15 protein-coding genes are annotated in these 11,687 nt (G+C 44.2%); 1 reads left to right on the top strand and 14 read right to left on the bottom strand.

All coding sequences use genetic code 11. From position 1 onward, the window contains the following. Window positions 1–203 precede the first annotated feature (203 nt). The 3 genes from FDK13_RS32180 to FDK13_RS35755 all read right to left on the bottom strand — a co-directional run bounded on the left by FDK13_RS32180 (window position 204) and on the right by FDK13_RS35755 (window position 3,182). A complete protein-coding gene (locus FDK13_RS32180) occupies window positions 204–419 on the bottom strand; it encodes a hypothetical protein (RefSeq protein ID WP_137344132.1) in 216 nt (71 codons plus the stop codon). A gap of 18 nt (window positions 420–437) precedes the next feature. Beyond that, complete coding sequence (locus FDK13_RS32175) at window positions 438–2,150, bottom strand: S8 family serine peptidase (protein WP_137344131.1); 1,713 nt, start codon at window positions 2,148–2,150, stop codon at window positions 438–440. A gap of 66 nt (window positions 2,151–2,216) precedes the next feature. Further along, window positions 2,217–3,182 carry a phage tail protein gene (locus FDK13_RS35755; protein WP_137344130.1) on the bottom strand — a complete coding sequence of 322 codons (966 nt, stop codon included), beginning with the start codon at window positions 3,180–3,182 and terminating at the stop codon, window positions 2,217–2,219. A 137-nt stretch (window positions 3,183–3,319) separates the two neighbouring features. On the opposite strand from FDK13_RS35755, the gene FDK13_RS32165 reads away from it, so the two are divergent. Continuing rightward, a complete protein-coding gene (locus FDK13_RS32165) occupies window positions 3,320–4,081 on the top strand; it encodes a T9SS type A sorting domain-containing protein (protein WP_137344129.1) in 762 nt (253 codons plus the stop codon). 68 nt (window positions 4,082–4,149) lie between these two features. On the opposite strand, the gene pgm is transcribed toward FDK13_RS32165, so the two are convergent. From pgm to FDK13_RS32110, 11 genes are all read right to left on the bottom strand, one after another. Continuing rightward, on the bottom strand, window positions 4,150–5,793 hold the full coding sequence (pgm, locus tag FDK13_RS32160; RefSeq protein ID WP_137344128.1) for a phosphoglucomutase (alpha-D-glucose-1,6-bisphosphate-dependent): 1,644 nt from the start codon (window positions 5,791–5,793) through the stop codon (window positions 4,150–4,152). A gap of 31 nt (window positions 5,794–5,824) precedes the next feature. Further along, window positions 5,825–6,049, bottom strand: a complete 225-nt coding sequence (locus FDK13_RS32155; protein WP_137344127.1) for an SHOCT domain-containing protein — start codon at window positions 6,047–6,049, stop codon at window positions 5,825–5,827. Between the two features lie 66 nt (window positions 6,050–6,115). Next, window positions 6,116–6,790: a BON domain-containing protein gene (locus FDK13_RS32150; RefSeq protein WP_137344126.1), complete on the bottom strand. Its 675-nt coding sequence runs from the start codon at window positions 6,788–6,790 to the stop codon at window positions 6,116–6,118. Window positions 6,791–6,899: 109 nt separating this feature from the next. Next, complete coding sequence (locus FDK13_RS32145; protein ID WP_229216310.1) at window positions 6,900–7,304, bottom strand: hypothetical protein; 405 nt, start codon at window positions 7,302–7,304, stop codon at window positions 6,900–6,902. 59 nt (window positions 7,305–7,363) lie between these two features. Continuing rightward, window positions 7,364–8,437, bottom strand: a complete 1,074-nt coding sequence (locus FDK13_RS32140; protein ID WP_220417479.1) for a zinc-dependent alcohol dehydrogenase family protein — start codon at window positions 8,435–8,437, stop codon at window positions 7,364–7,366. Window positions 8,438–8,447: 10 nt separating this feature from the next. Further along, window positions 8,448–8,726, bottom strand: coding sequence for a DUF308 domain-containing protein (locus FDK13_RS32135; protein WP_137344125.1), 279 nt, complete (start codon window positions 8,724–8,726; stop codon window positions 8,448–8,450). Beyond that, on the bottom strand, window positions 8,720–8,989 hold the full coding sequence (locus FDK13_RS32130) for a DUF308 domain-containing protein (protein WP_137344124.1): 270 nt from the start codon (window positions 8,987–8,989) through the stop codon (window positions 8,720–8,722). Before FDK13_RS32130 ends, FDK13_RS32135 begins: the two co-directional genes overlap by 7 nt. Before the next feature lie 32 nt (window positions 8,990–9,021). Next, window positions 9,022–9,522, bottom strand: a complete 501-nt coding sequence (locus tag FDK13_RS35750; protein ID WP_181956157.1) for a hypothetical protein — start codon at window positions 9,520–9,522, stop codon at window positions 9,022–9,024. A 51-nt stretch (window positions 9,523–9,573) separates the two neighbouring features. Further along, a complete protein-coding gene (locus tag FDK13_RS32120) occupies window positions 9,574–10,386 on the bottom strand; it encodes a DUF1269 domain-containing protein (protein WP_137344123.1) in 813 nt (270 codons plus the stop codon). Between the two features lie 34 nt (window positions 10,387–10,420). Next, window positions 10,421–11,167, bottom strand: coding sequence for an SDR family NAD(P)-dependent oxidoreductase (locus tag FDK13_RS32115; RefSeq protein WP_137344122.1), 747 nt, complete (start codon window positions 11,165–11,167; stop codon window positions 10,421–10,423). Window positions 11,168–11,198: 31 nt separating this feature from the next. Further along, entirely contained in the window at window positions 11,199–11,672 is a 474-nt protein-coding gene (locus FDK13_RS32110; RefSeq protein WP_137344121.1) for a Dps family protein, read from the bottom strand. Window positions 11,673–11,687 lie beyond the last annotated feature (15 nt).

The following is an 11,687-nucleotide window of genomic DNA, read 5'->3' as shown; positions in this document are numbered from 1 at the left end:
CTCAATCTGGCTGATAACACTGAAGGAAATAAAAATTTATTGAAGTTTTGTGCTACCAATTCTCTTTCTTGGCAAGGCCCTCCCAGTTCCCATTTCAACAACAAAAAACCAAATTTTATCGTAAAAACCTCTCACTTCACCAATCAGTTTCAAAAAACATTTGCAGAAATATGTAAACGATCCATAAAAACAAAAAATCTAAATCACCCATCCCCAATCCTCTCATCAACCATTCCCTGTGCCTCCGCCAGAATCTGCATCAAATGCGCCTCACTTTCAAAGCTTTCTGCATAAATTTTATAGATTTGCTCGGTTCCTGATGGGCGTGCGCCTCCGCCTGCATTGTCGCTGCCCCTATTCCATACGCCCTGATACAAAACGAATAAATCAACACACCAGTTTTCCACCGAAAAATTCAAAAGAAATTTTCGCCAGCCCTATTGCACCACACCCGGGCTGGCATCGGTAGCCTGGTAATTTATTTTGAAACCTTTGTCATGATGATTCCTATCGGTAATAAACCAGACCAATACCTGGTTTCCGTCAATCACCAGAGAAGGCGGAAGCTTGTCACCGCTGAACCGGGCCATCATATTTTCCTGCTGGGTTCCGTTGCCTTTAAAGATAAGAACATTGTCCTTTATGTCCTCCAGCGCAAACTGAGTAAAGTCTAGCCTAATATTTTTTCCCTGCGCAACGGTGATCTGCCACTTACAGCTGCAATTACCCGTATAATTTGCCTCACCACTGCCATCTTCGAAGGTTCCGGTGCTATCATTGAGTGCTACGATTTCACGGCAATAGAGCGTGGCAGAATCTTTTGGGATCGTATAGTAATTCAGCAGTATCGGACTGGTAGGTAACTTGCCGTTCAGACGGACACTGAAATTGCCACTTTGGATCCGAAGTTCATCCGGGAACTCAATAATCGATATTTTTTTTATCGATTTCTTATCAATGTCTGTAAAGTCCAAAAATTGAGAAGTGAGATTTCGGGTATCACCCGTCAACGAGAAAACCATTTCTACGTCTTTCCTAGCCATGTCGAATTTCCAGTTTGATGCACCCTCGTTTTTACTGATCAGCACAGATCCATTTGCCCTTTCGGGATCAAAATAATCCGTCATTTTTTTATTTTTTTCAGACAAGTAATCTACTACGCGGCTCATATCAGGTACGCCGCTGCCGAGCTTGCCCAGGTAATCCGGGTTGGCTTTATCGATATTGGTGGCCGTATTTTGCAGCAGCGCCATGATTTCTTCCGGTGACATTTTCGGGCTCAATGATTTAATGACAGCCGCACAGCCTGTTACCAAAGCTACCGCAGCGGAAGTTTTTTCCAGATACATATACAGCGAATCGTTAGCAGCATAAGGCGCCAAAACAGTCTGCCCGACCGCCGACAGATCAACTTCTCTGCTATAATTCGCAGAAGGCAATTTTATAAAAATGGTATCAATGGCCGAGACCATGTGCACGCCAGGCAAACCGCCGGGTTTCTGCACGGTTTCAGAGGAAAAATTACCGGAGGAGGCCAGAATGAGAATACCTTTTTGCCTGGCCAGCTCAAAATAAGCCAGATATTTTTGATCAAAACTTCCACCGCTCCACGGAAGGCAGATGATATCGGCTCCCATGTCAACCGCATATTTCATTCCTTCATAGCCCAGATCATAGTTTCCAATGCTGGCTGCGTCTGAAATCACTTTAATAGGTAAAATACGCAGGTTCTTTCTGGCGCGTACTTTCCCCAGGGTCTGTTCGGCAGTACGGATGATAACACCGGCAATCATACTGCCGTGCAGAAAATTGGCACTGGCTTTATCTGCCGGAAGACTTACCTTGCCGTCGCCGTCTGCCATATCCCAGCCCTGAAAGTCATCCGTGTATCCATTCCGATCATCATCTTGCAGGTTATTCCTGATCTCTTTTACGTTGGTAAAATAATATCCTGAAAGGGCATTGTGCGTAAGGCTGAATGCATCATCAATAACAGCCACCAGTACAGGTTTAGCAGTGGTTTTCTGGCTGATAATCCTGGGATGTAATAGTGTATAGGCCCTTGTGCCCGCAGCAAAATATTGTTGGCTGGTCTGGGCACTGACGGATGACGCCAGCAGGAGAACCAGCAGGTATAAATTTTTGCACATGAATAAAATGTAAAAATGCTTGCTGCCGGCGAAATTAAACAGACAGGATAAAATATTGACGGATGATCAGGGTGCTGTAAATGTGACAACCGCCGAATGACTGTGACTGGGCATATTTCCTGGTAACAACGTTATATTTTCCTTACCACCCGATTCGCCTATTTCGTAACGATTCAAATATGGACCCTGGCCGTAGTGTATCGCAGAACGCCCGCGGAGATCGGGAAGTGCAAAAGTATTAATCCCATTTCCACCGTAGGAAGTACCCAGCACAGCGTATAAGACAGTGTTTTGTTGTAGGTTTAGCAATCTTCCATCACAGAAGGCAAAACCATTCACCTCAAAATTACCTGCAAACAACATCACTTCGCCATAAAAGGGATCGGCTCCATTTCTTGATGGATAAATACCGTATAACGAAATCTGATAGTTCATTGCCAAAAAAGGATTTCTTATCGAAAATGGCTGGTTTCCACCCGATGACCCGGAAGTTACCGATATTGCCTTATTGACCCAGGAAGTGCCTTCCCATACTTTTACATGATTAAGCCCGGCCAGGCCGTCGGTCAGTTTTACCTGATCGTTTTCGATGGTGATACCGCTGCCTCCCGTTAATGGCTTCGTGAGTGATTCTGCTGTTTTGGCCTGCAGTGCATAAGGGACGCTGTGCAGCTCCGAAGTACTGTAAGGCAGATAGCTGGTTCCACCCAGCAAATCCAGTGCAATTTGAATATAATAAGGTTTTAATGACCAGTCGATAGCGGTGTAAGTTCCGCTCGTAGAAGTTCCGGTACCAATGGCAAAACTGATCAGCCCGTTTGCGTTACTGGAAAGGGAGAAGGTTTCTCTATATGTTACGGTTCCAGATGCGCTGCCCTGAAGAATGGTGACTTGCACACCCATAGCCGTATTTGCCACGAGCTGATCTGTGCTGTTGCGTACAACGGCCTGATAATTAATTGCATCTGGCGCCTGAGCGAACAGATTCGCACCGGTAAGCAGGAGCAAAAGTAATAAGGAAAGATTTTTCATGCAGTTGAGTAGAATTTTTAATTGGATAAATATAGAAGGTATACATTTTACTTCGCAAATGTTCGCATTTATAATCTACATTTACACATTATTCTACATTATTTTTAGAAAAATTTCTACCCTTATAAAAATCATCCATGAAAAAAGCCTTTACCCTCACAGCTGTTTTTTTAACAAGCACTCTTATTTCCCAGGCATTTGCACAAAATAGTATCAACTCAGCCGGTGGAATGGGCTCATCAGCGGAAGGTAATACCGTCAGTTATTCCATCGGCCAGGTGTTCGACCAGGCCAACAAAGTTTCGGGTATCTCCCTGATCGAGGGCGTTCAACAGCCCTCTGAAATCAGCCTTCCATTGCCTGTTACGCTGATCTATTTCAAAGCGGCATTGACAACCGAAAATCAGGTTCAGCTTTCGTGGAGTACTGCTTCGGAGACCAATAATGATTTTTTTACCGTCGAGCGCTCCGCTAACGCAAAGAAATTTTACGGCATAAAAACAGTGCCGGGCAATGGAAATAAAAGTCAAATCTCAAATTACCAGGTAATAGATGCAGAACCACTCGCGGGGATTTCTTATTACCGACTGAAACAAACAGATAAGGACCAAACTTTTGCTTATTCAAAAATTGCTTCCATAAAATTAAATGATTTATCAAATGTCGTTTCGACATACCCCAATCCAGCGACGGACCAAATCATGATCAGGCTGACAAAAGCTCCTTCCAAAAACTGCGGTTACCAACTATTTTATATGGATGGAAAATTACTGCAAGCAGGGGACATTAAGGAAAACATGACCGTGGTTAATATTTCTCACTTAACACCGGGTATGTATCTGTTGAAAATTAAAGAAACAAATTACGATGTTCAGACTTACAAGATTGTGAAGATGTAACAAAAATGATGAAAGGGTCAAAAGGTGATAACGCTACTGAATGGATGTCTACGTGTGTTGGTTGAGATTTAATCCCCAATCCTCTCATCCACCATCCCCTGCGCCTCCACCATAATCCGCTTCAAATGCGCCTCACTTGCAAAGCTTTCTGCGTAGATTTTATAGATTTCCTCGGTTCCTGATGGGCGTGCGGCAAACCAGCCGTTTTCTATGCTCACTTTTAGGCCGCCAATAGAAGCGCCGTTGCCCGGTGCATGGGTAATGATGGAGGTGATGCTTTCACCCGCCAGCTGCTTCTGCTCAAACTGATCAGCCGAAATCTGACCCAGCAACTGTTTTTGAGCAGTGGTCGCGGCTGCTTCGATACGGTCATAATGAGACGTCCCAAGTTCTGTGCTTAGTTTCTCATAAATGTCTCCGGGATCTTGTTTTGTAATGGCCAGAATTTCAGCAGATAACAGCGCAGCGATCATTCCATCCTTGTCGGTTGTCCAAACTTCGCCATTCATCCTTGCGAACGATGCTCCGGCACTTTCTTCGCCGCAAAAGCCAAGGGAACCGTCCAGCAACCCATCCGCATACCATTTAAAACCAACCGGGACTTCGTAAACTTTTCTGCCAAGCCTTGCCGAAACCCGGTCTATCATCTGGCTGCTCACCACCGTTTTTCCCACCATAAATTTTGCAGGCCATTGCGGTCTGTGCTGAAAAAGATAGTCGATCATCACCGACAAATAATGGTTCGGAGGCAAAAGTCCCGACTTGCCGGCAACAATTCCATGGCGGTCGTAATCCGTATCACAGGCAACTGAAATGTCGAATTTGTCTTTTAATGCGATCAGGTTTTGCATGGCGTAAGCAGAGGAAGGATCCATGCGGATCTGACCGTCCCAGTCGACAGGCATAAAAGCAAAGGTAGGATCTGCCGTCTGATGATACACTGTCAGATCCAGACCATATCTTTTGGCGATCGGTTCCCAGTAATGCATACCGGCCCCACCCAGCGCATCGACCCCGACTTTCAACCCCGAACCGGAAATGGACTTCATGTCGATAATGTTATGCAAATCAGCTACGTATGTGTTCAGATAATCATAACGATGCGTGGAAGAAATATGCAGAGCCCGGTCAAGAGAGATCCTTTTTACACCTGTCAGTCTAGTACGGAGAATTTCGTTTGCCTTATTTTCGATCCATGCCGTTGCGGTTCCCGGTGCCGGTCCTCCGCTTGGCGGATTGTATTTAAATCCGCCGTCACCAGGTGGGTTGTGTGACGGGGTGATAATGATTCCGTCTGCAAAACCCGAACTGCGCCCTTTATTGTAGGTGAGAATGGCATGTGAAACGGCTGGTGTCGGTGTAAACTCATCGTCCTTCGAAATCATGACCTGCACGCCGTTGGCCGCCAGAACTTCCAGAGCCGTAGAAAATGCCGGAACTGACAAAGCATGGGTATCCATGCCCATAAACAAAGGTCCGTCCGTGTTTTGCGTGACACGGAACAAACAAATCGCCTGGCAAATAGCCAGAATATGCCATTCGTTAAACGTGTTTTTCAGCGAAGTTCCCCTGTGACCGGAGGTTCCGAAAACAACGCTCTCTTCCGGATTTTCCGCGTCCGGAATTCCTGTATAATACGCGGCAACAAGCCCTGCAATGTTGGTTAACATCCAGGGCTCGGCAGGTTTTCCTGCAAAAGGGCTGATTTTCAAGTTAATGAAGTTTTTTTGACTCAAATGGGATTTATCTTACCAAATCATTTGTCAGGATCATTTTTGCTTCCTGATATTCCGTATTGGTTATTTTCCCGGCTGCAAATCTTTTTTGCAGGATATCAAGCGGAGAATCTTTGGTTCTTCTCTGGCCCGGAATATCATAAGGCGTGGCAAAAATCCAGAAAAGCATAATCATCCAGACAATCCACCAGAATAGGTGCATGCCCCAGAAACTGTATTCATTGTAAAACATAATGGCTGATGTTTATTGGTTTAAATATGTAAAAGCGGAAGAGCTTGCCCTTCCGCTTTATGTTTCTTAATCCACAAGCGAATAATCATATTCCACAAGCAGCTCGTTGTCTACGGTCACAACTCCGGGAGCATTCCAGGCGATACGGCCGGCTTCTTCTTTCTGATACCAGGATTCAACATTTCCGGTTAAGGTCACCTTTGTGCCATCCACTTTTACATGAATATCCTGTTCTCTGATCGACCAGTTACGTGTTAATGCGCTCTCGATACCCATTTTCTCGATCTCATCATGCGTTTCCGATTTGATCGTGATCAGGTTGGTTACGCCCTTGATACCTATAAGGTTTTTAATGAGTCTTTTAGCAGCTTCTCTCTGATAATTCCAGCTAAGTTCGCCCTCCAGGGTAATCCAGCCATTTTCAACTTTTACCTTTACTTTGTCGTTGGGGATTTCCCAGTTCCATTTGTATGCATTCAACACTTCATTGGCCAGATCGTTATCATCACGGTCGTAAAGGTTGCTATATGTTTTGATCTCAATTTGTTCAACCACTACTTTTACGCCTGAAACTTTTTTAGCAGCAGCTTCCGCTTCTAATTTTTTCGCGTAACTATCGACAGTTCCCGAAAGCGTCACAACGCCATCTTTTACGGTAACGCCTATTTCGGCAGCTTTCAATAAGGGTTCCCATTTGATCGCATCCTGAACATCTTTCTGCAAATCTTCGTTGGTTTTCATAATCTTTGTAGTTTAGTTAATTCTGTTAATACTTAGGTAAAGGTCAGTAAACTCAGGGCCGATAACTTACATACTTCCGGCTAAGAGTTGTATTAATCACTGTTTTAAATTAATTCGTTTGTGGGTGATCCCGCCGCTGTTCCAGCGATTTAATTTCGGTCTTTTCCCATTTAATATCCTGACGGATCAGGCCAAACAAACTCATGTAAATATTAGCGATCCATACCAGTGAAAAACCTGCTATCAGGTAGCCTTTCCAGTCTGTCATCAATAAATGATAATCGGTTAATAAAATAAAAAAGAGTGTTACGTAATGACTGAAACAATATTCACAGGTAAACAGATAGAAGAATTTACGTTCCAATATCGTTTTACCAGAAATGCTCCTTTTCACGCAATATTCCCTGGGTTCCCGGAAAACCTCTTCGTGGGTTACTGTCCAGGCGACACAGGCAATGGGTATTGCCAGAAAAAACAGCCAGAGAATCTGTAAATGGAGTGACAAAGTGTTCATCAGGGTATATTTTGAAAGCGTTATTTTAAGAATGATAATGGGGAAACAAATGAAACAATTTACATCACCAATACCGCCGCTCCCTGTATGCTGCCGCTAAGAAGATCAGCAATTGCCTCATTGGCTTTTTCCAGATCACATAAAGTGGTCTGGGTTTTAATTTTCACTTTTGAAGCCAGCGCTAAAAATTCACTGGCATCTTTGCGGGTCAGGTTGGCAACGGAGCGTAATGTCCTTTCTTCCCAAAGAATTTCGTAGGGAAATGAAGGAATATCACTCATGTGTATTCCGCCGCAAACCACGCTCCCACCCTTGTCTACATCCCGGAGGGCTTTTGGGATCAGCTCACCTGCCGGGGCAAAAATAATGGATGCATCCAATGGTATAGGAAGCAGGGAACTGGAATTTCCCGACCAAACAGCACCAAGGTCCATCGCAAATGATTGCGCTTTTAGATCGCCATCTCTGGTGAAAGCATAAATTTTCTTTCCCTGGTAATTGGCAACCTGCGTGAGTATATGGGCTGCTGCACCAAAGCCATAGATCCCTATATTTTCAGCGTGCTTTCCTGTCATATTGTAGGAACGGTATCCGATCAGTCCTGCACACATCAGGGGTGCTCCTGACGCATTGGCATATACGGGATCGATTTTAAAACAGAAATTTTCAAAAGCCACGGTATATTCCGCAAAACCGCCGTCCATGGTGTAACCCGTAAAAAGTGCATTTTCACAAAGGTTTTCCTGGTCTTTCAAACAATACCGGCAGTACCCGCAGGTGTAACCCAGCCAGGGAATACCTACCAGGTCTCCCGGTTTTAACATCGAAACATCACTGCCTGTTTTCACAACGGTTCCGATAATTTCATGCCCCGGAATCAATGGCAGCTTCGGATGTTGCAGCTCACTGTCCATGATGTGCAGATCCGTCCGGCAAACCCCGCAGGCAATAATTTTTACCAGTACCTGATGCCGGGAAGGCATTGGAAGCGGCAGGGTTTTGCTGACGAGTGGTTCTCCCTGCTTTTCCATCACCATTGCGCGCATGGTTGTTGGTAGTGACAACGCTTTATAATCGCTCGTTTCACTGCGCTCCGGATCGGCGCGAACGAATGGATTTGGAAGGTTAATCATAACACGGTTATCATTTGAATTTGAATGCCAGTACCAGCCTGAAAATACCGATGACAAGAAATGCCAAGCCCGTAAAAGTTACGATGGTCATGCCTGCGAACACAGGATTACGAAGCAGCATAAATGAAAAAATCAAACCGCCAATCCCTAAAAATAATAGCCAGCCCCACCCCTTGATTCCACTGAATTGAAAGGAAACGCCAATGGCCATCATCGAACGGAACATCAGTCCAAAGCCAACGTAAAATGGCAGTACCTGAGCCGTTATCAGCGGATTGGTGATTAGCATGATACCAGAAGAAGATCAAAAATACCTCCGGCCAGTACCCAGCCACGACTGCTCGACTTCTCGCTGGAAGCAGCTGAAAAGATCTCAAAAATCCCGTTTGCCATAAAGGTAACGCTGAATATAACCGACAATGCCAGGTAACTTTCTGCCGGTGTAATCAGTACCCAGATCCCGATCAGGATGAATAATGCTCCCAGCAGAAAGGATATCCAGCCGGGTTTGATGTTGTAAGGTGCCTGCGTAAAAACGGGTGATGTTTCCATGGTTGTATTTTTTGATTTTTTATACCCTTAAATTACTTCACATTATCTTTAAACAGATCTTTTGCAGCGGTGCCAAGTTCATTCATATCATGTTTGAATTCTCTTTTGAAAGATTCATTTTTAGTTTCGACAGAAGCGTCAAACTTGTCAATACCTGCCTCAAATTCCTTGTTTTTTGCTTCCAGTTTTTCTTTTTGTATGTCCAGCTTTCCCTCCACCTTTTTCAGGTCAGCAGTGAGCTTCACCTTTTCCTTTTTGTTGGCTTTTTCAATTTTTTCTTTGAACGTCGTAGTTTGCTTTTTCATCGCAACAATCTCGCTGTCGGACTCCATTTTAAAATTCTCCCAATCTGATTTGGCTTTTAATTTTGCGGCATCATTGGCATCTACGGCAGCGTCTTTGATATCTTCATTAGCCTCTTTCAGGTTTTCATTGGCGTCTTTCATGTCCTTTTTGGACGCATCACCACAGCTTGTAACAAATGTAATGGCAAACAGACATGCTGCAAAAAGGATACTTTTTGAATTTTTCATTTTGGTTATATTTTAAAAAATGTGATGTTAAATGGCTTATTGTGAAAGATTTCAAAGCAGTGCTTCAATCAGCTGCAGGTTTAATTTGGTAAGCTTGTCTTCATGCCTCGAAATCCGTCTTTTGATCAGATTAACCTCAGCATGTCTGACACTTTCGCTGACATGCGCCCCAAAAGCCTCGATATTGGTTTTGATATCACCGGCAATTTCCTGTGTTTTATCTTCAATTTTAATAAGCGTACTCTTTCCTTTCTTTTCACAGGCAGCAATTTTGAGCTTTCTTGTCTTTTTCAATGAGGCTATTTTTTCTTCGGCTTTTTGCTTTACTTCCCCTGCCGATTTTTTCAGTTCCGCTCTGCCGGCTGCGATCTCATCGTCGAGCTCATCTAATTTCTCATTGACATAATGACCAAATGCGAAATCAACATCACTTCTGATCACCGTAACACCCAGTTTTTTCATCGCCTGATCGACAGAAGTTTCGCTGTCGTCGTCCACCTCGGCAATAATGGAAACCGTACCGGCACTTACACCGCTTTCCAGTTTTGATATAAAGTCTGCTTCAAAATTGTCTTCGCGGATCTCAGAGACCATACCGATTGCTCCACCGGTATACAAGCCGATCACAAAACCCAAAGGCCCTGCCACTATTCCAAACAAACTTCCGACTGCCATACCCGTCAGCGTTTGCCATCCCTGGAAACCATCCTGACTAAGTATCTCATACTGCCCGTTTTCTTTTTTGCGGATCATAGTTTTTTCATACATGGTGATCTCCCCGAAGGATTCCAACTCACTAAGCCTATCCAGGGCCTGAATCGCTTTTGCTTCCTGTGTAAAGGAAACTACAATTATTTGTGACATTTTCTTAGCTATAAACTTGTGTTTCAATTGTTTTTTAAGCCATTACCCCGCCATCCAGGATGATCTGCGTTCCGTTGCAATAACTGGAGTCATCACTAGCCAGGTAGATAAATGCTTTGGCAACTTCTGATACTTTCCCGAGCCTTTTGGCTGGCGATCCCTGTATCCAGGCCGCGTGTACTTCCGCGGGTGCTGCGCTTAACAAAGGTGTTTCTATATAATAGGGACAGATCGCATTGGCCCTTATATTTTGGGTGGCATACTGCACAGCGATGTTTTTGGTAAGTCCCATCACCCCATGTTTGGCGGCGGTATAGGGTACCAAACCGTGCTCAGCTTTCAGTCCGCCCAGGGATGACATGTTTACAATCACACCTCCGCCCTGTTTTAGAAACTGCTGCAACTCATATTTTACACAGTAGAACTGCCCTGTCAAATTAATAGAAATCACCCGGTCCCAAACCTCTTCGGGCATATCATGGATTCCCGAATAGGGAGCACCAACCCCGGCATTGTTGAAGGCCACATCCAGTCTGCCGAACCTTTCAACCGTTGCATTGATTGCAGATTTGACACTTTCTACATCAGAAACATCGATAGGCACAAATAGGCACGACGCATCAAGATCCGATATTTCCTGCATGGTTTGTTTGTGGTCGCTGCCAGCAAGGTCGGCTATCACGACCGTTGCACCTTCTTTTGCCGCTTCAATAGCTGCTGCTTTACCGATACCTGAGTTGCCCCCAGTGATAAAAACTACTTTACTTTGTAATTTCTTCATTTTCTAAATTTGTAATCAGATGCTGCTTGAACTATTTCAAATGAGATCTTAAAATAAAGGCCATATTCTCATGTTTTTCCAGCAAGTCAGTGGCGAAATCACTGGCTGATGCGTCCTTGAATTCACTTGTAAAACGATGCGTATTTTCCCGGCAATGAATAATCATACTGTCGTGATCGGAGAGCAATTGTTTTACATAACTCATACTGTCATTCTGATCCGGCGCAACTTCTGCTAAATGCGTGATTTCAAGAAAATATTTTAGCGAAGCAGGCGCGTAATGTTCCATTGTGCGTATCCTTTTGGCAATGCTGTCAATGATCGCGCTCAGCTGATTCGCCTGCTCATCAAAAAGTTTTTCGCGTTCATAAAAATGATTATCCTCCATATTCCAGTACGCATTTCGGGTTTTGGTATACAGGACATACTCGTCCGCCAAAAGTTTTAACAATTCAGTTGCAACAGTTTGGCTGTTTTGTTGTTCAATTTCAATATTCGCTTCCATATTTTTTGATTATAT

The organism is Dyadobacter frigoris, from assembly GCF_005280585.1.
Taxonomy (GTDB): domain Bacteria; phylum Bacteroidota; class Bacteroidia; order Cytophagales; family Spirosomataceae; genus Dyadobacter; species Dyadobacter frigoris.
This window is presented reverse-complemented; position numbering and strand designations above follow the sequence as displayed.

Bases quoted from the DNA above. Each gene is read 5' to 3' on its own strand.
- FDK13_RS32175 (WP_137344131.1), bottom strand. From the start codon at position 2,150: ATGTGCAAAAATTTATACCTGCTGGTTCTCCTGCTGGCGTCATCCGTC.
- FDK13_RS35755 (WP_137344130.1), bottom strand. From the start codon at position 3,182: ATGAAAAATCTTTCCTTATTACTTTTGCTCCTGCTTACCGGTGCGAAT.
- FDK13_RS32165 (WP_137344129.1), top strand. From the start codon at position 3,320: ATGAAAAAAGCCTTTACCCTCACAGCTGTTTTTTTAACAAGCACTCTT.
- FDK13_RS32155 (WP_137344127.1), bottom strand. From the start codon at position 6,049: ATGTTTTACAATGAATACAGTTTCTGGGGCATGCACCTATTCTGGTGG.
- FDK13_RS32150 (WP_137344126.1), bottom strand. From the start codon at position 6,790: ATGAAAACCAACGAAGATTTGCAGAAAGATGTTCAGGATGCGATCAAA.
- FDK13_RS32145 (WP_229216310.1), bottom strand. From the start codon at position 7,304: ATGAACACTTTGTCACTCCATTTACAGATTCTCTGGCTGTTTTTTCTG.
- FDK13_RS32140 (WP_220417479.1), bottom strand. From the start codon at position 8,437: ATGATTAACCTTCCAAATCCATTCGTTCGCGCCGATCCGGAGCGCAGT.
- FDK13_RS32135 (WP_137344125.1), bottom strand. From the start codon at position 8,726: ATGCTAATCACCAATCCGCTGATAACGGCTCAGGTACTGCCATTTTAC.
- FDK13_RS32130 (WP_137344124.1), bottom strand. From the start codon at position 8,989: ATGGAAACATCACCCGTTTTTACGCAGGCACCTTACAACATCAAACCC.
- FDK13_RS35750 (WP_181956157.1), bottom strand. From the start codon at position 9,522: ATGAAAAATTCAAAAAGTATCCTTTTTGCAGCATGTCTGTTTGCCATT.
- FDK13_RS32120 (WP_137344123.1), bottom strand. From the start codon at position 10,386: ATGTCACAAATAATTGTAGTTTCCTTTACACAGGAAGCAAAAGCGATT.
- FDK13_RS32115 (WP_137344122.1), bottom strand. From the start codon at position 11,167: ATGAAGAAATTACAAAGTAAAGTAGTTTTTATCACTGGGGGCAACTCA.
- FDK13_RS32110 (WP_137344121.1), bottom strand. From the start codon at position 11,672: ATGGAAGCGAATATTGAAATTGAACAACAAAACAGCCAAACTGTTGCA.